The sequence below is a fragment of the Streptacidiphilus anmyonensis genome (genome assembly GCF_000787855.1).
Classification (GTDB): domain Bacteria; phylum Actinomycetota; class Actinomycetes; order Streptomycetales; family Streptomycetaceae; genus Streptacidiphilus; species Streptacidiphilus anmyonensis.
Genome location: NZ_BBPQ01000047.1, coordinates 14,788 through 33,702, shown reverse-complemented (window position 1 = coordinate 33,702; position 18,915 = coordinate 14,788). Strand labels below are relative to the sequence as shown.

Annotated in this window: 22 protein-coding genes; 8 read left to right on the top strand and 14 right to left on the bottom strand. The window is 72.8% G+C overall.

The genetic code is table 11. The features are described 5' to 3' along the window. Window positions 1-74 precede the first annotated feature (74 nt). The 3 genes from TR50_RS30040 (at window position 75) to ddaH (ending at window position 2,004) form a co-directional block, all read left to right on the top strand. Window positions 75-740: a helix-turn-helix transcriptional regulator gene (locus TR50_RS30040; RefSeq protein WP_042429228.1), complete on the top strand. Its 666-nt coding sequence runs from the start codon at window positions 75-77 to the stop codon at window positions 738-740. 38 nt (window positions 741-778) lie between these two features. After that, window positions 779-1,078, top strand: a complete 300-nt coding sequence (locus TR50_RS30035) for a response regulator transcription factor (RefSeq protein ID WP_152648719.1) — start codon at window positions 779-781, stop codon at window positions 1,076-1,078. Between the two features lie 101 nt (window positions 1,079-1,179). Then, the gene (gene ddaH, locus TR50_RS30030; protein ID WP_369405796.1) at window positions 1,180-2,004 is read left to right on the top strand and encodes a dimethylargininase; all 825 of its coding nucleotides are present in this window, start codon (window positions 1,180-1,182) and stop codon (window positions 2,002-2,004) included. 90 nt (window positions 2,005-2,094) lie between these two features. On the opposite strand, the gene TR50_RS47155 is transcribed toward ddaH, so the two are convergent. Further along, the gene (locus TR50_RS47155; RefSeq protein WP_160311210.1) at window positions 2,095-2,742 is read right to left on the bottom strand and encodes a glycoside hydrolase family 16 protein; all 648 of its coding nucleotides are present in this window, start codon (window positions 2,740-2,742) and stop codon (window positions 2,095-2,097) included. On the opposite strand from TR50_RS47155, the gene TR50_RS47150 reads away from it, so the two are divergent. Beyond that, window positions 2,723-3,130: a hypothetical protein gene (locus tag TR50_RS47150; protein WP_160311209.1), complete on the top strand. Its 408-nt coding sequence runs from the start codon at window positions 2,723-2,725 to the stop codon at window positions 3,128-3,130. The two genes, TR50_RS47155 and TR50_RS47150, sit on opposite strands and share 20 nt — an antisense overlap. Window positions 3,131-3,795: 665 nt before the next feature. On the opposite strand, the gene TR50_RS43070 is transcribed toward TR50_RS47150, so the two are convergent. Beyond that, complete coding sequence (locus TR50_RS43070; RefSeq protein WP_052441498.1) at window positions 3,796-4,815, bottom strand: hypothetical protein; 1,020 nt, start codon at window positions 4,813-4,815, stop codon at window positions 3,796-3,798. 160 nt (window positions 4,816-4,975) lie between these two features. Between TR50_RS43070 and TR50_RS30005 the strand changes: the two genes are divergently transcribed. The 3 genes from TR50_RS30005 to TR50_RS29995 all read left to right on the top strand — a co-directional run bounded on the left by TR50_RS30005 (window position 4,976) and on the right by TR50_RS29995 (window position 8,024). Continuing rightward, complete coding sequence (locus tag TR50_RS30005; RefSeq protein ID WP_042429214.1) at window positions 4,976-6,364, top strand: VWA domain-containing protein; 1,389 nt, start codon at window positions 4,976-4,978, stop codon at window positions 6,362-6,364. Then, window positions 6,361-7,230: a hypothetical protein gene (locus TR50_RS30000; protein WP_236654641.1), complete on the top strand. Its 870-nt coding sequence runs from the start codon at window positions 6,361-6,363 to the stop codon at window positions 7,228-7,230. The genes TR50_RS30005 and TR50_RS30000 overlap by 4 nt, the downstream gene beginning before the upstream one ends. Before the next feature lie 200 nt (window positions 7,231-7,430). Further along, entirely contained in the window at window positions 7,431-8,024 is a 594-nt protein-coding gene (locus TR50_RS29995) for an NADPH-dependent FMN reductase (protein WP_042429211.1), read from the top strand. Window positions 8,025-8,047: 23 nt separating this feature from the next. On the opposite strand, the gene soxR is transcribed toward TR50_RS29995, so the two are convergent. The 5 genes from soxR to TR50_RS29970 all read right to left on the bottom strand — a co-directional run bounded on the left by soxR (window position 8,048) and on the right by TR50_RS29970 (window position 11,129). After that, window positions 8,048-8,506, bottom strand: coding sequence for a redox-sensitive transcriptional activator SoxR (gene soxR / locus TR50_RS29990; protein WP_042429208.1), 459 nt, complete (start codon window positions 8,504-8,506; stop codon window positions 8,048-8,050). Continuing rightward, the gene (locus TR50_RS47980; protein ID WP_174514873.1) at window positions 8,503-9,369 is read right to left on the bottom strand and encodes a hypothetical protein; all 867 of its coding nucleotides are present in this window, start codon (window positions 9,367-9,369) and stop codon (window positions 8,503-8,505) included. Before TR50_RS47980 ends, soxR begins: the two co-directional genes overlap by 4 nt. An 84-nt stretch (window positions 9,370-9,453) precedes the next feature. Continuing rightward, window positions 9,454-10,164 carry a TetR/AcrR family transcriptional regulator gene (locus TR50_RS29980; protein WP_201776897.1) on the bottom strand — a complete coding sequence of 237 codons (711 nt, stop codon included), beginning with the start codon at window positions 10,162-10,164 and terminating at the stop codon, window positions 9,454-9,456. Window positions 10,165-10,230: 66 nt separating this feature from the next. After that, window positions 10,231-10,737 carry a 3-hydroxyacyl-ACP dehydratase FabZ family protein gene (locus TR50_RS29975; protein ID WP_174514872.1) on the bottom strand — a complete coding sequence of 169 codons (507 nt, stop codon included), beginning with the start codon at window positions 10,735-10,737 and terminating at the stop codon, window positions 10,231-10,233. Further along, window positions 10,734-11,129, bottom strand: coding sequence for a 3-hydroxyacyl-ACP dehydratase FabZ family protein (locus TR50_RS29970; protein ID WP_052441494.1), 396 nt, complete (start codon window positions 11,127-11,129; stop codon window positions 10,734-10,736). Before TR50_RS29970 ends, TR50_RS29975 begins: the two co-directional genes overlap by 4 nt. A 137-nt stretch (window positions 11,130-11,266) precedes the next feature. On the opposite strand from TR50_RS29970, the gene TR50_RS29965 reads away from it, so the two are divergent. Then, window positions 11,267-12,139, top strand: a complete 873-nt coding sequence (locus tag TR50_RS29965; protein ID WP_042429202.1) for an SCO6745 family protein — start codon at window positions 11,267-11,269, stop codon at window positions 12,137-12,139. Between the two features lie 46 nt (window positions 12,140-12,185). On the opposite strand, the gene TR50_RS29960 is transcribed toward TR50_RS29965, so the two are convergent. From TR50_RS29960 to TR50_RS29930, 7 genes are all read right to left on the bottom strand, one after another. Continuing rightward, window positions 12,186-12,812: a nuclear transport factor 2 family protein gene (locus tag TR50_RS29960; RefSeq protein WP_042429199.1), complete on the bottom strand. Its 627-nt coding sequence runs from the start codon at window positions 12,810-12,812 to the stop codon at window positions 12,186-12,188. Window positions 12,813-12,856: 44 nt separating this feature from the next. Then, window positions 12,857-13,501 carry a DsbA family oxidoreductase gene (locus TR50_RS29955; protein WP_042429196.1) on the bottom strand — a complete coding sequence of 215 codons (645 nt, stop codon included), beginning with the start codon at window positions 13,499-13,501 and terminating at the stop codon, window positions 12,857-12,859. Window positions 13,502-13,585: 84 nt separating this feature from the next. Further along, complete coding sequence (locus TR50_RS29950; protein WP_042429193.1) at window positions 13,586-14,581, bottom strand: Gfo/Idh/MocA family protein; 996 nt, start codon at window positions 14,579-14,581, stop codon at window positions 13,586-13,588. Then, window positions 14,578-16,038: an NDP-hexose 2,3-dehydratase family protein gene (locus tag TR50_RS29945; protein ID WP_042429190.1), complete on the bottom strand. Its 1,461-nt coding sequence runs from the start codon at window positions 16,036-16,038 to the stop codon at window positions 14,578-14,580. The genes TR50_RS29950 and TR50_RS29945 overlap by 4 nt, the downstream gene beginning before the upstream one ends. A gap of 33 nt (window positions 16,039-16,071) precedes the next feature. Next, the gene (locus TR50_RS29940) at window positions 16,072-16,833 is read right to left on the bottom strand and encodes an NAD-dependent epimerase/dehydratase family protein (protein WP_042429188.1); all 762 of its coding nucleotides are present in this window, start codon (window positions 16,831-16,833) and stop codon (window positions 16,072-16,074) included. Window positions 16,834-16,873: 40 nt separating this feature from the next. Next, a complete protein-coding gene (gene rfbB, locus TR50_RS29935; RefSeq protein WP_042429186.1) occupies window positions 16,874-17,851 on the bottom strand; it encodes a dTDP-glucose 4,6-dehydratase in 978 nt (325 codons plus the stop codon). Continuing rightward, window positions 17,848-18,915: a glucose-1-phosphate thymidylyltransferase gene (locus TR50_RS29930; protein WP_042429184.1), complete on the bottom strand. Its 1,068-nt coding sequence runs from the start codon at window positions 18,913-18,915 to the stop codon at window positions 17,848-17,850. The genes rfbB and TR50_RS29930 overlap by 4 nt, the downstream gene beginning before the upstream one ends.

The window sequence follows — 18,915 nt, the reverse complement described above, 5'->3', positions numbered from 1 at the left end:
CCACCGATATCCGAGCGTGTGCCGGGTGCTCACCCGTCCCGTCCGCACGTCGGTCCATCAGCCTGGAGGACCCCATGGCAGAACCCGTACCCGTCCGCGTCGTCGCCCTCGACCCGGTGCTCGAAGCGGGAACGCTCAGCGCCCTGGGGCTCAGTCCGCAGCTGACGACCCTCCCCACGACCGCCGCTGAGGGTGGGTCCGCGGGAACCGCCGTCCTCCAGACCCCCGCCGTCGTCGTGCTGACCGTCGACCGCTTCGGCCACGCGGAGCTGGAGCTGCTGCGCGCGGCCAGGGAGACGGCCGCGCGCCCCGCCGTCGTGCTGGTCGCCGGGGAGCTGGCCGCGGCCGACGCCCTCCACGCCCTCGCCGCCGGCGCCCGCGCGCTGCTGCTGCGCCGCGAGGCGGACCCGGCACGGCTCACCGAGGCCGTCCTGGCGGCGGCCCACGGGGACTGCACCCTCTCGCCGGATCTCTTCGAGCAGGTCCTCGGCCGCTCCGGGGTCGCCTCCCTGTCCGCCAGGGGCGACCGCGACCGCGCGGGCGTCGTCTCGGGGCTGTCGGACCGCGAGCGCGCCGTGCTCCAGATGGTCGCCGAGGGCCACGAGACCAGCGAGATCGCCACCCACCTCGCCTACTCGCCGCGCACGGTCACCACCGTGCTGCACGACATCACCCAGAGATTCCGGCTGCGCAACCGCGCCCACGCCGTCGCCTACGCACTCCGAGCGGGGATGCTGTGAACCCGACCTCCCACCGGTCGCCCTGCGGGGCGGTCCGCATGCCGTACTCGGCGCTCACCCAACTGCTGGCCAACGGCCCCACCGAGGCCGCCGCGGGCGCGGGCGCGATCAAACCGTCGCACATGTGGCAGCACGGCGCGGGTAGACCAGTTCTGACGTCACGCCAGACGGCGGTGCTCGACCTGATGGCGGAGGGACACGGCAACGCGGTGATCGCAAGGACGCTGCGCTGCTCCGAACACACCGTCAAGAACACGATCTACGACCTGATGTCCCGACTCCAGGCCCGCAACCGCGCGCACGCCGTGGCCCACGGCCTGCGTCACGGCCTGATCTGAGCCGGCGCACCCACACCCACTGTCCCGACGATCCCGAGTCCCTACTCCCGACCCACAGGCTCCAACCAACAAGCCCGAGTACCGAATCCGGAGAATCCGCCGTGCCCGTCGCCTCCCGCACCCCCAGGCCCCGCCGCTACCTGATGTGCCGCCCCGACTTCTTCGAGGTCACCTACGCGATCAACCCATGGATGGACCCGGTCGTGCCGGTCGACACCGGACTCGCCGTCTCCCAGTGGGAGCGGCTCCACGGCGCCCTGGTCGAGGCCGGTCACACGGTCGAGCTGATCGACCCGCTCCCCGGTCTCCCGGACATGGTCTACGCCGCCAACGGCGCCACCGTCGTGGACGGCAAGGTCCTAGGCGCGCGCTTCCGCAACGAGGAGCGTGCGGCGGAGGGAGCGGCGTATCTGAACTGGTTCCGGCACAACGGCTTCACGGACACCCTGGAACCCCGCCACCTCAACGAGGGCGAGGGCGACCTGCTCACCACGCGCTCCTACATCCTGGCCGGCCACGGCTTCCGCAGCACCGCCGAGGGCCACCGCGAGGCGGAGGAGTACTTCGGCCGCCCCGTGGTCAGCCTGGAGCTGGTCGACCCGCGCTTCTACCACCTCGACACCGCGCTGGCCGTGCTCGACGGGGACGAGATCATGTACAACCCCGGCGCCTTCTCCGACGAGAGCCGCGCCACCCTCGAGCGCCTCTTCCCCGACGCCATCCTGGCCACCGCGGACGACGCGGAGGCGTTCGGCCTCAACGCGCTGAGCGACGGCCGCAACGTCTTCCTCGCCGAGACGGCGCACGCGCTGGCCGAGCGCCTGCGCGAGCACGGCTTCACGCCGCGTCCGATCAACCTCTCGGAGCTGTTCAAGGGGGGCGGCAGCGTCAAGTGCTGCACGCTCGAACTCCGCACGGCCGCCTGACGCCCGCACCACACGTGCGCGGTGTCCGGAGGGGCTGCCTTCGCCTCTCCGGACACCGCGCACCTGCCTTCCCCGGCTTCGCCGTCCGGGTCAGTGCTGCCAGACGCGCACGTAGTCGACCTGCATGTCGGACGGTGCCACGGGCTGGGCGTCGGACGAGTTCAGGCCGTTGTTCAGGATCAGGTACTGCGGCGCGGAGGTGATGCCGGTCGTGATCTTGCCGACCTCCTTGCCGTCGTAGTAGTAGGTGACGGAACCGGGCTCCCAGTCGGCGCCGTAGGTGTGCCACCCGCTGTAGTCGCCGGACGCGCAGCCGCCGGGGCCGCCGGACGGGGAGTGGAAGTGGTAGCAGGCGCCCCCTTCGAGGCCCTCCATCACGTCCATCTCACCGTCGGTCGGCCAGCTCTGGCCGTCCGTCCAGAACGCGGGCCAGTTCGCGATGCCGCCGCTGCCGGCGGGCAGGTAGATGCGGGCCTCGAACGCGCCGTAGGTGAACTGGGCCTTGCCGCTGGACTCGACCAGACCGGAGCGGTACGGGTAGGTCTTGCCGTTCACGGTGGTGGACTGCTGGGCCATGGTCAGGTGGAGCGAACCGCCGCTGACGCTGACTTGCGAGGGCGCGTACGCGTCCTGCTCGCTGCTGTTGACCGGCGGGGTGGTGCAGGTCGCGCAGCCGAGCCAGTTCGGGTTCCACTTCGACGTGTCGAGGCTGGTCCCGTTGAACTCGTCGGCGAACACCTCGTGCCACGAACCCGGGATCCCGACCGGGGACGGGCCCGCCGCGGACGTCGTCGCGGTCGCGCTGGGCGTCGCCGAAGCGGAGGCCGAAGCCGAGGCCGAAGCCGAGGCCGAGGCCGAAGCCGAAGCGGTCGCTGAGGCGCTCGCCGGGGCCGTGGGCGTGGAGGTCGTCGGTGCGCTCGTGATGCTCGTGCTCGGCGACACCGAGGGCGAGGACGACGGCGTGGACGACGGAGAGTTCGACGGCGTGGACGACGGAGACGACGACGGCGTGGCGCTCGCGGCGGGAGTCGCCGCGGAGGTCGGCGTGACGGTGCTGCCGTTCGACGTGAACGATCCCGTCGGGGTGAGCCGGTGCCACGTGTCGGCGGTCTCGTACTCGACGTAGTAGGTGTACGCACCGGCCGCGAAGGTGCGGCTCGCCGGGGTGAACACGGTCTCGGAGGGGCCCAGCGTGGTGGGGCCGGACGCCCGGAAGTCGGAGTGCGCTCCGCTCGCGGACCGGACCGCGACAGTGAGCGCCTGCACCTGGAGGGTGCGCGTGGCATGCACCTTGGCCGTGGCGGTCACCGAGGCGCCCGCGGCCGGGGAGGCCGGGCTGAGCGACAGGCCGTCGACGACGACCCGGTTGGTCGTGTGCGTCTGTGCCGCACTGGCGCCGCCGACAGCGACCGCGGTCACCGTGGCCATGGCCAGCCCGGTGGCGGCCAGCATCCTCATCCGCTTGGCAGGACGGAGGCGGTGTTTCGCTTGATTGGGCATGGCGTGGGAGAACCTTTCGTGTCCCCCCTCGACGTGCCGGGCCGACCGCGGACAGGAGCGGACTGAACGACCCGATGCAGGTGGAGCCTGCGCGACGAGCCCGGACGGGCGCAACCTCCGTGCCCCCGTCCCTCGCGACCACGACGCGCCGCACATCGCGAGGGAACGCGCAAGCTGCCTGGTGACAGGGCGTTTTCGCGCGGTTCCGCCGCGAACCTGTGAGCTCGGACACAAGCTTGGGCTATGTCGGTTTTGCGCCGTTCCAACCAATTGCCCGAGTCTGATGGGAGATCACTCGGTGTAGGTGAGGATCGGGTGGGCCGGGTCGTCGGTGCAGCCCAGCAGCCACAGCTGCCCTCCTCGCCCGCCCCAGACGCCGGTGGGTCGGTTGTCGTCCCACTCCTCCGGATCGCCCCACCCGAAGCCGGGATCACCGCTGGGCAGCCACGGGCCGCCGAGCGCCTCGGAGGTCGCGCCGAGCAGCAGGAAGGTGGGCGCGCCGCAGAAGCAGTGCTCGGCAGGCGGGGGCAGGAACCCCACGGCCGGAACCCATCCGCCCAGCTTCCAGCCGGGCGCGCCCGCATGGTCGGTGTAGTCGTGCTGGTCGTCGAGGCCACGCGGCTCGCCGCTCACGGTCCAACCGGCGCAGCTCCGCTCCAACCGTTCCGGGAGGATTCCGATCAGGGTGTCCTCGAACTCCCCGGAGTCCGGATCGTCGACGGAGACCGGCGGATACTCCTGGACCACTTCAGGATGGAGAACGCACGGTCGCGGCGTGAAGTCGACGTCCGCGTCGCGGGTGAAGAGGTTCAGCGAGGGGTTGCCGTCCAACAGGTCGCCCGGCTCCGACGCGGTGCGCCAGTACAGTCGCACCCGCGGCTCGTAGGTGTCGGGGTGCGGATTCGGGCACCACAGCACCTGCAAGAGGTCCGCGCCGTCCGGGAACATCCACTCCGGCAGGGGCGTCGGCCCGGCCGGGAGGTCGCGTCGGTACAGCTGCAGCACGGAGGCCATGACCACCGGTTCCGCCGGAACGGTACGCGTCGGACGCGACGGCGGGGCCAGGCCCGGTCCCACCTCATCGCCTTCGAGGTCGTCATCGCTCTCGAGGTCGTCATCGCTTTCGTGGTCGTCGGCGCACGTGGGCCAGGGCTCGTTCGCGGGCCAGGCGAGAGGGCCGCCGACGGAGCTCTCCCCGACCGTGGGGCTGCCGGCGCGCGGATGGAGGCGCAGCGCCGTGCGGGCGTACGCCGCCAACCCGGGGTGCAGCTCCAGCAGCTCGGTGCGACGGCGCGGGGTCGTGTCCACCATGATTCAAGGCTCCCGGATGCCAGAGGCGATCAACTGACCCGGACTATACGGACGAGGTACGACGCCGACAGCCCGGATCTCGAATACGGGCGGACGCAGAACAGTTGACCCCGCCTCCGGTGACGACCGAGGCCCTGTCGAAGATCAGTACGATCAGTCGGTGATCATCCTCCGAAGGGCGGCAGCCGGGACAGCAGCCTGGCTCGCCGCACTGGCCCTGCTGGGCGGTCTCCCCACGACCGCCCGCGCGGACAGCACAGACACCACCGCCCAACCCCCGCCCAAGGTCGAGCTCATCCTCGACGTCAGCGGCTCGATGCGCACCGCCGACATCGGCGGCATGAGCCGCATCTCCGCCGCGCAGCACGCGCTCGACGAGGTCGTCGACGCGCTGCCCGACCAGGCCCAGGTGGGCCTGCGCACCATCGGTGCGACCTACCCCGGGAACGACAAGGCCGTCGGCTGCAAGGACACCCAACTGGCGGTGCCCATCGGCCCGCTGGACCGGGTCGAGATGAAGACGGACGTCGCGACGCTGCGCCCGCTCGGCTGGACGCCGATCGGCCTGGCCCTGCGGGACGCCGCCAAGGACCTCGGCGTCGACAGCTCCAGCCGCCACATCGTGCTCGTCACCGACGGCGAGGACGACTGCGCTCCGCCCGACCCCTGCGACGTGGCACGCGCCCTCGCGGCCGACGGCACGCACCTGACCGTGGACACCCTCGGCCTGACCGAGGACGACAAGGTCCGCCGCCAGCTGAGCTGCATCGCCCAGGCCACCGGCGGCACCTACACCGAGGTCCGGACCGAGGGCGAGCTCAGCACGCGGCTCACCCAGCTGGTCCAGTCGGGCGCCACACAGACCGCCACCCCGCCTGCGCCCACGACCGGGACCGACGCGTGCGCGACGGCGCCGGTGCTGACGCCCGGCGTCTGGACCGACCGGCAGAACCCGCAGCAGGACAGCTGGTACCGGGTCGCCGTGCCCGCCGGCCAGGAGCTGCGCGCGTCGGCGTCCATAGCCATCGACCGCCAGGTCGAGCCGCACTACGACATCACGATGCGCGCCACCACGGCCGACGGCCGGGAACTGGCCCGATCCGCCGGGGCGGACAGCGGGCGCAACGACGTCGTCTCCACCGGGCTCCGCGCCCAGGCCCCGGTCGCGGACGCGAGCGCCGACCCGTCGTCCGCGACGGCCGGCGACGCGACGGCGACCACGCCGACCGACTCCCCGGCGTCCACGGCGTCCACGGCGTCCACGGCGTCCACGGCCACGACGTCGACCACGACCTCCTCCGACGGCATGGTCTGCCTCTCCGTCGCCAACGCCCTCAGCGTGCCGACCGCCGGGGCGGCCAACCAGCCGGGCTTCCCCGTCGAGCTCAGCATCGACGTCGTCCCGGGCGCGTCCGCGTCGGGAGGCGGGGCGTCGTGGCTCGGATCCGGTTGGGCGCTGGTCGGTCTGCTCGCACTGATCGGCCTCGTGGCCGGTCTGATCTTCGGCTGGCTCGCGCGGTGGCGCGTGGCCGTGTGGAGGGCACCGTGACCCTGACCCGACCCCAGCCCCGACTGCTGCCCCGACTTCTGGGCACGGCGGGCACGTTGGGCCTGCTCGCCCTCCCGTTCCTCGGGGGCGTCGCCCACGCGGACACCGCGGCGCCGTCCGCCTCCGCCTCGTCCTCGACGAGCGCGGGCCCGGCCTCGGCCGGGACCTCTTTCCGCACCGCAGGGGCGCTGGCGTCCGGCCAGAGCGGCCAGGCGCAGGGCGCGGTGGGCGACTACTTCTACTGGTCCTTCCAGGCGCAGACCGGTCAGAGCCCGAGCATCACCGCGACGGTCCGACTGCCGTCCGGCAGCACCCCGCGCCAGGGCGCGGAGGGCTGGCGGCTCGACGTCTACGACGGCCTGCGCCGCGCACAACCCTGCGTCAGCGGCTCGCCGCAGGCACAGGCTGCGACCGACTCCGCGTCGGTGCAGCTCAGTTGCACGCTGCCGACGATCCGCAGCTGGGCCGAGACCTGGTCCGACGACCCGCTGCCGGGCACGTACTACGTCCGGCTGACGGTCGGCGACCTCGCCGAGCAGGACCTGGGACTGCCGGTCAGCGCCCAACTGAGCCTCACCGCACCGTCGGGCTCCGACGCGTCCACCGACGGTTCGCTGTCCGCGCCGCTCTCCCTGCCCACCGCGGGCCCCAGCGCGAGCGCCACGCCCTCGGCCACGGACGGCTCCCCGGCGCAGGGAGCGTCCGCCTCCGCCTCGGCGGCGCCGGCCGCGGCCGGCTCGTCCTCCGGTCTCTTCTCCGGGGGCAACGCCCGCTGGTGGTGGACCGGCGGAGGGGCGGTCGCAGCGAGCCTGACGGCCGTCATCGGCTTCACCCTCACCCGCCACCCCCGCCGCTGGTTCTCCTGACTCCCCCGGCGGTGCCCGCCCGCCGCCTGCCCGCCTTCCGCGGGCGGGCGGCGGGCGGCGGGCGCCAGGCGACAGGCGGTGAGCGACGAGCGACGGGCCGTCAGATTCTTAACGCGCTTGACCTCAACCAAGGTTCAACTCGTAGCCTCGACTGCGAGTCGGTCGTCCGGTCGGCGTCGTGTCGCCCATGGGGAGGTTTCATGTCCGAGAAGCGCCTGCGAATCGCGGTCATCATCGGAAGCGTCCGCGACGGACGTTTCGGTCCGGTCGTCGCCAAGTGGTTTCTGGAGCAGCTGCGTGAGCACTCCGACCTCGAGGTGGACGCGCTGGACCTGATCGAGGTGCCGCTGCCCATGGCCCTGCCGGCCTTCGGCGCGCAGCCCACGGGTGAGACCGCGGAGGTGGCGAAGTCGGTGAAGGAGCGCCTGGCGGCTGCCGACGCGTTCGTCGTGATCACGCCGGAGTACAACCACAGCTACCCGGCCTCGCTGAAGAACCTGATCGACTGGCACAACGTCGAGTGGCACGCCAAGCCGGTCGCCTTCGTCTCCTACGGCGGCCTGTCGGGCGGCCTGCGCTCCGTGGAGCACCTGCGCCCGGTCTTCGCCGAGGTGCACGCGACGACGATCCGCGACGCCGTCAGCCTGCACAACGTCTGGGGCCAGTTCGACCAGAACGGTGACCCGACGGACCCGGCCGGGACCAACGGCGCGGCCAAGGTGATGATCGACAAGCTGAAGTGGTGGGCCGACGCCCTGAAGGAGGCCCGCACGAAGAGCCCGTACACGTCCTGAGGGCCGGACGGGAGGCCGCCGGTTCAACCGGCGAACCGGCGGCTCCCCGTGCTCTCCTCGGCCGACTGGTCGACGGGGTTGGCCAGGGCGCAGACGCTGAGCGACATGCACCCGCAGCCCATGCAGGCGGCCAGCCGGTCGCGCATGTCCTGCATGCGCCTGATCCGGGCGCTCAGGTCGTCGTGCCAGCAGCGCGAGATCCGCGCCCAGTCCTCGGCGGTGGGCGTGCGCTCCTCCGGCAGCATCCCGAGCGCCTCCTGGATCGCCGACAGCGGTATCCCCAGCTGCTGTGACATCCGGATGAAGGCGACCCGGCGCAGCACGTCGCGCGTGTAGCGACGCTGGTTGCCGTAGGTGCGCTCGCTCGCGATGAGCCCCCGGCGCTCGTAGAAGCGCAGCGTGGAGGCCGGAACCCCGCTCCGGGCGACGAGGTCGCCGATGGTCAGCTGCAGGGGTTCCGGCACGGCTGCGGAGGTGCTCATCCGGTGGCGACCCTTCCGGCCGCCGACCGCGCCTGGTGGCGCGTCGAGTGGAAGGTCTGCTCCACGTCCTCGGCCCAGTAGTAGGTGCGCCCGGCCCGTCGGTCCCGGCGCCAGCGGTGCTCGCTGGCGAGCCGGTACACGGTGCCGGACGGGACGCCCCGCAGGTGGGCGACCTCGGTCGGGCTGATCCACTCCGCGGCGCGACGCGACGTCGCCGGACGCGCCGCCGTCGTGGGCCCGGACGTACCGGGTGCGCCGGCCGCGGCGGAGGCGTGCTCGGCCTCCCCGAGGCGGCGGCTCAACCGGGTCCAGTCGGCGGCGGGCCAGCGGTGGGCCTCGGAGGCGGTGCAGACGATGTCGGCGAGCGCGGGCGCGCTGCCGGAACGGATGTGCGCGACGAGCGTCCCGGTGCAGTCGGGTTCGGTGCAGCCTCCCACCTGGACCCGGCGGACGGAGTCCGGCTCGACGATCCGACGAGCCCTCCTGACGAGCCGTCCGATCTCCTCGGCGGCGTCCGCCGCGGTCTCGTGGGCGGCCAGCCAGTGGGCGTGCAGGCTCAGGAATCGGACGAGTTCGACGACCGTCCTGGCGGGCGGGGCGACGCGGCGCTGCTGGGCGACCATGCCGCTCCACGAGCCCAGCACCGAGAGCATCGCCGCCCGCACCTCGGCGGCGCGGGTGTTGAAGGGCATGCCGGGCAGCGGTCCGCCGGTGGTGCGGCCCTGCGCGGCGGACCCGCCGGAGCGCTCGCCGGCGAGCAGCAGCTCGCAGGAGCGGTACAGCCCGGGCAGGCGCTCCAGGTCGGCCACCAGGCGTCGCGCGCAGGAGTCCGACACCGTGCGTTTCAGCTCAGGGATATCCATGTCTCGACGGTAGGCAGGCGGTCGGTCGCGAACAATGCGCGCTCTTCTAAGATTTCGCTAAGTGCGCTAAGTCTTCGTTCGTTTTCATTCGGCGAGTGCCGCGGCGATACTGTCCAGTACTCTTTCCAGGCCGAACCGGAAACGCTCGTCGGCGGTGAGCAGCGCGGTTCTGGTCTCGCTCAGGATCCGGGTGAACATCGGGTACCGGCCGGACTCGGTGAGGCTTCGGGCCAGCGGCTCGGCGCGCCGGATCCACTCCTGCATGTCGACCCTGGTGCGCCGCGCCTCCTCGGCCCAGCCGACCTCGTTGCGCACGAAGCCCTCGACGTAGCTGCTGAACAGCCCGATCAGGCTGAGCAGTTCGTCCACCGTCAGGTCGAAGCGGGCCAGCGTCCCGAGGACGAACTCCTGCTGCCGCAGGGTGTTCGGCCCCCACACGGGGTGGCCCGGGGTGCGCGTGGCCAGCCACGGGTGCCGCAGCCACAGCGCGCGCCGGGTCTCGGCGGCGGTCAGCAGATCGACTCGCCAGTCGTCGCTCGGCCGCTCGGGCAGCGGGCTCTCCGCGGCGACCTGGTCGACCATCAGCTCGACCAGGTCGTCGCGGTTGGGGATGTAGTGGTAGAGCGTCATCACGCCGACGCCGAGTTCGGCCGCGATGCGGCGCATCGACGCACCTTCGATGCCCTCCTCGTCCGCGATCCGGACGGCTGCGGCGGCGATCTGGGCACGGCTGAGGCTTCGCCTGGGTCCGGGGCCCTGTCGTTTCAGGACCTCCGGGCGCATCCAGATGCTCACGTGATCGTCGTCGGCCACCGCTCTCCCCGCTCTCAGGAGCTAACTTCGTACACAGTACCGCGTCGGTCAGGCCGGCGGGGCCGGGCGCAGCACCGAGGCGGGTCGGAGCGCGGTCATCACCTGGCCGACCTCGAGCACGGGGACGCCGTCCACCGTGGTGCGACCCTCGAAGAACCAGGCGCCCTCCAGCGCCCGGCTGATCCGCACCTCGTGCCGCAGCACGTCGCCGGGCATGGCGGTACCCCGCACCGCGACGTCCGACATGCCGCCGAAGAGCGCGACCTGGTCGGTCAGTTCGCCCCCGGTCCGACCCCAGGCGGCGAGCAGTGCGGCGCTCTGGCACCACGACTCGACGACCAACGCCACCGGGTAGCCGTGGTCCGCGTCCGGGGCGTCGTCCGGCAGGTCGCGGTACCAGGGCTCGTTGCAGGTCACGGCCTTGAGGGTGGTGATGGCCGCGCCCGGGGAGACCGTCAGGACCCGGTCCACCAGCAGCATGGGGTAGCGGTGCGGGATCAGGACCCTGATCATCTCCACGGACAGGGGCGCCGGGATCACGGGTGCGGTGGTCATGCGTCCCCCTGGTGGTCACGGGCGGTCGGGTCGAGGTAGCGCAGGCGCAGGGAGGCGGCCTTGCCGCGGTCCGTGCGGCAGGTGGCCTTGACGCTCCAGCCGTCGCCCACCGCCGACACCGCGGCCTCCACGGTCAGCGTGTCCCCGGGCAGCACGGGGTTGAGGAATCGCACCGAGTCGACGAAGGCCAGCCGCCAGGAGGACCGCTCGGCGGCCGAGCGCAGCACCGCGTGGTGCACCGCGTCCAGCAGGAAGACGCCGGGCAGCAGCGGGAACTCCGGGTAGTGGCCGGCGAACACCGGGGCGGCCGGGTCGACCGGGTGCACGGCCTGCAGGGTCTGCTCGCCGGTCGCCGTCGGCGGCGCTCCGGGCAGCAGTGCGGGGGCACTCATCCGTACTCCACTCCTCTTTCTTCCGATCTTTCTTCCGAACGAAATCTGAATACGACTTCGGAATTACTAAGAAAGCACTTCGCAGACCTGACGGGAATCTATGGGAGGGCCTCCGGAATTGCCGATAGCCTGGGCCCATGACGACACTTTCCCCAGGGGCCGGACGGCAGTGCCTGAGCGCCCTCAATTCCCTGCATTCGATCGTCTATTTCGCACCGGATCTGGACGAGGAACTGGCGGACCGCGGGATCGCCGATCCGATGGCCTGCTATCTCGCCGGCCGGGCCGCCGCGCTCGGCCCGGTCGGCCCGGGCACGGTGTCGGCCACGTTCTACGGCTTCAAGCACGAGATGATCGCCACGCACGTCCCGCTGGTCTGGCGGCTGGCGGACCCTCAGCTCGTGGTCGCCGCCCGGTTCCGGGCCGCCGACGCGGCGCTGCGGCGCTACCTGGGCGAGGAGACCTGCGCCTCTCCGGAGCTGGCCGAGGCGGCGCGGCTCGCGCTGCGCGCGGTCGAGGCGTGCGAGCGGCCCGGCCGCCCGCTGTTCGCGGCGCACGCCGACCTCGCCCGGCCCGAGGAACCGCACCTGGCACTCTGGTACGCGGCCACCCTGCTGCGCGAGTACCGCGGCGACGGGCACATCGCCGCCCTCCAGCACGCCGGACTCGGCGGGCTGGACGCGCTGGTGTCGCATTCGGCCAGCCGCGAGGGCATGCCCAAGCACCTCGTCATGTCCAAGCGCGGCTGGACCGAGGAGGACTGGGCCGCCGCCGAGGACCGCCTGCGGGCCCGGGGCCTCATGGACGCCGCGGGCGAGCTCACCGAGGCCGGCGTCCGGCTGCGCGAGGACCTGGAGGAGGAGACCGACCGGCTGGACCGCGCCCCCTACGAGCACCTCGGCGCGGACGGCGTGGCCCGGCTGACGCAGCTGTGCGAGGGCTACGTCCTGTCCGCCGTCATGGCCGGGGCGTTCCCGGCCGAACTGCTCGCCGTCTTCGCCAACCGCTGACCCACCCGAGGCCCCCGGTCCGCACCGGGCCGGGGGCCTCGGCGACCTAAGGGGTCTCCGCGGCCTCGGCGACCTCCGCGGCCTCGGCGACCTCCGCGACCTCGGCGGCCTCGGCGACATCCGGCAGCGGGCCGTTCGAACCGCCGCTCTGCCAGACGACGGTGAACTTCCACCAGCGCAGTCGCCAGCCCTCGGCGGTCCGCACCGCCTCGCCCTGGTAGTAGCCGCCCATGCCGAACGTGTCGGAGACACCGGGACCGGCCTGCGCCAGCCGGTCGGCCGGATGCACGTGCGAGCCGATGAGCTGGAGCCGCACCGTCGCCCGGTCGCCGTCGAGGGCGATCAGGTGGTTCGAGCTGAGGTGGAAGGTCCGGGCGAACTTGGCCTTCGCCGCCAGGTGGAAGGCCGCCAGGCCGTCCAGCCCTCGGTAGCCGCCGATCGGGAACTCCAGGACGACGTCCTCGGTGAAGATCCGGCGCGGCCAGCTGTCGTCGAAGCCGTTCTCGTCCTGGGTGTCGAGGGCGATCACATAGCGGTCGACGAGTTCGGAGATCTCCGCGCGATCCGCGAGCGACCGCACCCGCCGGCGCAGGTCGGCGTCGAGTTCGGCGTCGAGGACGGCGTCGAAGGCGGTGTGCAGGTCGGCGTCGAGAGCGCCGTCCACCATGGTCATGGATCAGTTCCTTTCCTCTTCGGGGTGACTGCCGGCAAGGCCTGTCAGGCCGTGGTGGCCGCGGACCGCAGCGTGCGGTAGAGGGTGTCCTCCGCCTGCGCTCCGGTCAGCGGGGGGACTCCGTCGACGACGAAGACCGGGACGCCGGTGACGCCGTGGTCCCGGACGTACGCCAGGCGCTCCTTCAACTCCTCGGCGCTCGACGCCTCCTCGGCCGGGTCGACGCGTACGCCGACCTCGGCGGCGAGCCCGGCGAGCACCTCGGGGTCGCCGATGTGCAGACCGTCGGTGAAGTGGGCGCGGAACAGCCGCTCCGTCATCGGCTCGGCCAGCCCCTGGCGGGCCGCCAGCAGCACCAGCCGGTGGGCGTCGAAGGTCCCGGTGGCCACCGCGTTCTCGTAGTCGAAGCGCAGCCCATCGGCGACGGCCCGCTCGGCCATGTCCAGCGCCTGGACCACTGCGTGGTCGCCGAAGGCGTGCTTGAGCACCGGCAGCAGCGGCGAGCCGGTCGTCGGCGCGCCGGGCGCCAACTGGAAGGGCAGCACCCCCAACTGGACGTCCACTCCCTCCTCGCGCAGCCGCGCGACGGCCCGCGAGAGCCGGGTGAAGCCGATGTAGGAGGGGGCGCAGATGAGGTCCAGCACGATCTCCGCACGCACCACCTGGCGTGCGTCCGTCCGCTGCTCCATGAGTTGTTCTCCTCGGTGTTCGTGTCGCATGTCTGATCTTCGGGGGTTCCCGCAGCTGTGCTTCCCGCTGCGGACGCCGTCCAGTCAGCCCGGACCGGCGGCAGCGGCCCGGCGGACGGAGTCCAGCAGGGCCGCCTGGCGGACCAGGTCCCGTCCTGGCGCGGCCTGCGTGCGGACGGCCTCGACGAAGGCCTCCACGGCGGCCGCGACCTGGTCGAACGGCGCGAGCGGGATCCGCTCGACGGAGCCGTCCCGGTGCAGCAGGACTTCGGGGACGTGGTCGGCGGGCGGGGTGAAGGCCCGGCCGACCGTGATGCCGCCCTCGCTGCCCCAGAGCCGGTACTCGCACCGGTAGGCGTGCTCCATCCCGAACTCCAGGTGGGCGGTGACGCCTCCGGCTCCGCGCAGCAGCGCGGCCCCGGAGGTCTCGACGTCGCGACCGGGGGCGGTGCGGAGATGGGCGCCGACGGTCTCCAGCTCCGGGCCGAGCAGGTGGAGGGCGGCCCGGACGGGGTAGAGGCCGATGTCGGCCAGGGCGCCGCCGCCGAGCCCCGGCGCGTACCTGATGTCGCCCGGCGGCGGCGCGGGGATGGTGAACGCCGCGTGCAGGCACCGCAGTTCGCCGATCGCGCCGTCGGCGACCAGCCGCCGGACCGCCGCGTGCTGCGGATGGTGGACGAACATGACGTTCTCGACCAGGGCGAGGCGGGCCGCCTCGGCGCGGGCGCGGAGGCGTTCGGCGGCCTCCGCGTCGGGCGCTGCGGGCTTCTCCACCAGGACGTGCTTGCCCGCGTCGAGCGCCGCCTCGGTCCACGGCAGATGCAGCGCGACCGGGAGCGGGACGTAGACGGCGTCGACGTCGGGGCGGGCCAGCAGCTCGGCGTAGCCGTGCACGGGCGTGCCGCCGAACCGCTCGGCGACGCGGCGGGCCTTGTCCGGGTCGCGGCTGGCGACGGCGGCGAGCCGGAGACCCGGGTGGGCGGCGAAGGCCGGCAGCATCCGGCGCACCGCGATGTCCGCGCAGCCGAGCACCCCGATCCGCACCGGAGCGGCCGGGGAACCGGTCGCCGGATCCGTCATCGCCCGGCCTGCGGACGGGCGTTGAGGCAGGCCAGCAGGGTGCGCGCCTGCACGTTGAGGTAGTGGCCGTGCCGCACCAGCGCGGAGAGCTGCGCGGGGGTGACCCAGGCGTAGCCGGGCGGCGGGTCGGCGGGGGCGTCGCCCTCGTCGGCGTCGACGAGCAGGTAGCGGCTCTCCGCGTCGAGGAAGCGACCGCCCTCCTCGGCGTGCACGGCCTCGTACCGGATGCGCTGCCGCTCGGCCGCGAGCACGGTGTCCATGAACAGCGGGCGCTGCTCGGCGGGCAGGTGGGCGTAGTTCCCCGGGGTGCACTGGACGGTGGGCGCCAGCTCGATGGTGTCGAGGAAGCCGCCCTCGGCGCGCGCGTGCACCAGCACGTGCGGGACGCCCTCGAACTCCCGTACCAGGAAGGCGGCGAGAGCGAGACCCACCGGCTCGATCAGCGGCTGCGTCCAGCCGGACACCTCGCGGTTGTCGGCCCGGACGGCGACGGCGACCACCTGGAAGTACCGGCCGTCGTCGCGGCTGACGGCGTCCTCGCCGCGGGTCCATCCGGGCAGCCCGGCCAGGGGGACGGTCTCGGCGCGCACGTGGTGCCGGCAGCGCTCGCCGGTGATCCAGGAGAGCAGCTCGGTGTCGCCCAGCAGCGCGGAGTCGGCGGACGGGTCGGACTCGCCGCGCACCGGCGTCGGCAGGCAGGCCAGCACGGTCCGCGAGTCCATGTTGACGATGTTGTCGCGGTGCAGCAGCCGGTTGAGCTGACCCAGGGTCAGCCAGACGAAGTCGGGGTGCTCCGGGACGTCGCCGGTGACCTCGACCACCATGTTGCGGTTGGACTTCCGGAAGAACCACGCGCCGTGCTCGGACTGGAGGCTGTCGACCAGCGGCCGGCCCCGGCCGGGCCCGGTGAAGTGCTCGATGTAGCGCACCCGGCCGCCGCCGTGGGCGGCGGTGTAGTTGCTGCGGGTGGCCTGCACCGTCGGCGACAGCTGGAGCAGGTTGGGGTTGCCCGGCTCCATCTTGGCCTGCATCAGGAAGTGCAGCACGCCGTCGAACTCCTTGGCCAGGATGCCGAGGATGCCGACTTCGGGCTGCCGGATGGTGGGTTGGTACCACTCGGCGGCCGGGCCGTCGCCGTACGGCTCGCCCTGCTCGGTGACGTGCAGCCCCTCGACGGTGAAGAACCGGCCGGAGCGGTGCCCGAGGTTGCCGGTGCCCTCGTCGAACGACCAGCCGTCCAGGGCCGGGAAGGGGATCCGGTCGACCCGGAAGGCGTGCGCGCGACCGCGCTCGGCCAGCCAGTCGGCGAAGTCGCCGGTGGGCAGGTGGGCGCCGTCCAGGGCCGCCGCGGAGGCCGCCAGCCGGTGCGGCAGGGGGTCCTCCCGCGTCCGGAGCGCGACGGCTCGGGAGACGGGCGGGGAGTCGGGCGGGGAGGGCGTTGCGGTGAGGATCGGCATGGGAGTCTCTTCTCGGGTCCGGGGGGCGGCGCGTCAGGCCGTCACGAGCTGCGGCCGGGCGACGTAGGCGTCGAGGAGCCGTCGGTGGTAGCCGCCGCCGAAGCCGAGAACGGCGCAGGCGGGCAGCAGCGCGTGCAGCTTCTCGACGGAGATGGTGTGCGGGTGGACGTGGCCGACGTCGACGTACTCGGTCCGCGCGCTGCTGCCGAGGCGGTAGCGCAGGTGGTCGACGATCTCGCCGACCGGGGACGAGATGCCGGAGGCCACGTTGACGGTGACGCCGCGCAGGCCGAGGCCGAGCAGTCCGTCGATCGCGTGGACCACGTCCGCCACGCCGATCAGGTCCCGGGTCGCCCCCCGGTGCACCCGCACCGTGTCCTCCTCCCGCAGCTGGCGGACCAGGCTGGGCAGCAGTTGGTGGTCCGGCTGCGCCGGGCCCACCAGGTGGCTCAGCCGCAGGATCAGGTGGTCGGCGCCGCTGGCCCGGAGCAGCTCCTCCTGGGCCAGCTTGTGGGCGCCGTACGGGGTGACCGGGGTGACCTGGACGTCCTCCCGGGCCGGGCGGTCGAGCGGACCGTAGAAGCCCGCCGAGGAGGTGGAGAAGAACACCAGCCGTCGGCCGTCGGCGGCGCACTGCCGGGCGGTCCCGGCGAGCAGGTCGCGCTCGCGGGCGAAGTCGTCCGCGCTGGTGCCGCTGGCCCAGGAGACCCCGGCGGCGAGGACGACGGTGTCCGGATGGCGGTCGGCGATCGGCCGGAGGTTCCGTGCGAGGAAGCCGTTCCCGATGATGTGCATGCGGCAGGTCCTGTTCCGGTGCGGAGGGGCGTTCGGACGGTCAGTCGGTCGCGTGCTTGACCGGCTTCCACCAGTCGGGGTGGTCGCGGTACCAGGTGACGGTGTCGGCGAGCCCCTGCTCGAAGGCGACCAGCGGGGCGTAGCCCAGCTCTTCGCGGATCTTCGTCTCGTCGACCGAGTAGCGCAGGTCGTGCGCCTTGCGGTCGGCCACGGGTCGGATCATCTCCGTTCCGGCGCCGAGGAGTTCGAGCAGCAGGTGGGTGAGCTCCAGGTTGCTGCGCTCGTTGCCGCCGCCGATGTTGTAGATCTCCCCCGCCCGGCCGCCGTCGAGGACCAGCGCGATGCCCCGGCAGTGGTCGTCGACGTGCAGCCACTCGCGGACGTTGCGGCCGTCGCCGTACAGCGGGACCTGGCGGCCCTCCAGCAGGTTGGTGACGAAGAGCGGGATCATCTTCTCCGGGTGCTGGTGGGGCCCGTAGTTGTTGGAGCAGCGGGTGATCGACAGGTCCAGGCCGTGGCTGCGCCAGTAGGCGCGGGCGACCAGGTCGGACGCCGCCTTGGAGGCGGCGTACGGCGAGTTGGGCAGCAGCGGCAGGTCCTCCGTCCAGGAGCCCTCCGCGATCGAGCCGTACACCTCGTCGGTGGAGACGTGCACGACCCGGCCGATCCCGGCGGCGACGGCCGCGTCGTAGAGCACCTGGGTGCCCAGCACGTTGGTGCGGAAGAACTCCGTCGCGCCCTCCAGCGAGCGGTCCACGTGGGACTCGGCGGCGAAGTGCACCACGGCGTCGTGGCCGGGCAGCAGCTCCCGCATCAGGGCCGGGTCGCCGATGTCGCCGTGGACGAACTCCAGGCGCGGATGGGCGGCCGGCAGGTTGTCGCGGTTGCCCGCGTAGGTGAGCTTGTCGAGCGCCGTGACCCGGGCACCCGCCCAGCCCGGGTAGGCGTCCGCCAGCAGCCTGCGGACGAAGTGCGAGCCGATGAACCCGGCCGCGCCGGTGACCAGGATCCGCTTCACGCCGCCACCTCCACCCGGGTGTGGTCGCCGACGACCAGCCGGACGTGCTCGCCGCCCTCGGCGACCGTGCCGACCGAGGCCGAGCGGCCGATCAGCGAGTGGCGCAGGTCCGGCACGCCCGTCAGCGAGGCGCCGTCCAGGACGATGGAGTCCTGGAGCCTGGTGCCGGTCACCACGCAGTCGCGGCCCACCGAGGTGTAGGGGCCGAGCCGGCTGTCGACGACCACCGCGTCGGCGCCGATGACGGCCGGTCCGGTGATCTTGGAGCGGATGATCCGCGCGCCCGGCTCCACGACGACCTCGCCGACCAGCTCGCTGGCCGCGTCCACCTGGCCCGCGATCGAGCGGCGCTCCGCGTCCAGCAGGTGGCGGTTGCACTCCAGCACGTCCTCGACCCGGCCGGTGTCCTTCCAGTAGCCGTCGTAGGTGTGGGCGCGGACGTCGGCGCCGGAGGACAGCAGCCACTGGACCGCGTCGGTGATCTCCAGCTCGCCGCGCGGCCCGGGCCGGATCGCGGCCACCGCCTCGTGCACGGCCGCGGTGAAGAAGTACACCCCGCACAGGGCGAGGTCGCTCCGCGGCTCCTGCGGCTTCTCGACCAGGCCCAGCACCTCGCCGTCCGGGCCGAGTTCGACCACCCCGAAGGCGCGCGGGTCGGCGACCTTGTGGACCAGCACCTGGGCGGCGGGGCGGCGGGCGGTGAACTCCGCCGCCGCCGCGCCGATGCCGTCGGGCAGCATGATGTCGCCCAGGTACATCACGAAGTCGTCGTCGCCGAGGAAGTCCCGGGCGACGGCCACCGTGTGGGCCAGGCCGCGCGGGGCGTCCTGCCGCAGGTAGGTGACGCGGGAGCCGAAGCGGGAGCCGTCGCCGACGACCGCCTCGATGTCGGCGACGCGGTCGTTGACGACGACGCCGATCTCGGTGACGCCCAGATCCCTGATGTTGCGCAGGACGTGGACGAGTACCGGGGTGTTGGCCACCGGGATGAGCTGCTTGGGCATCGAGTAGCTGAACGGACGCAGGCGTGTGCCCGAGCCTCCTGCCAGCACCAGTGCCTTCAT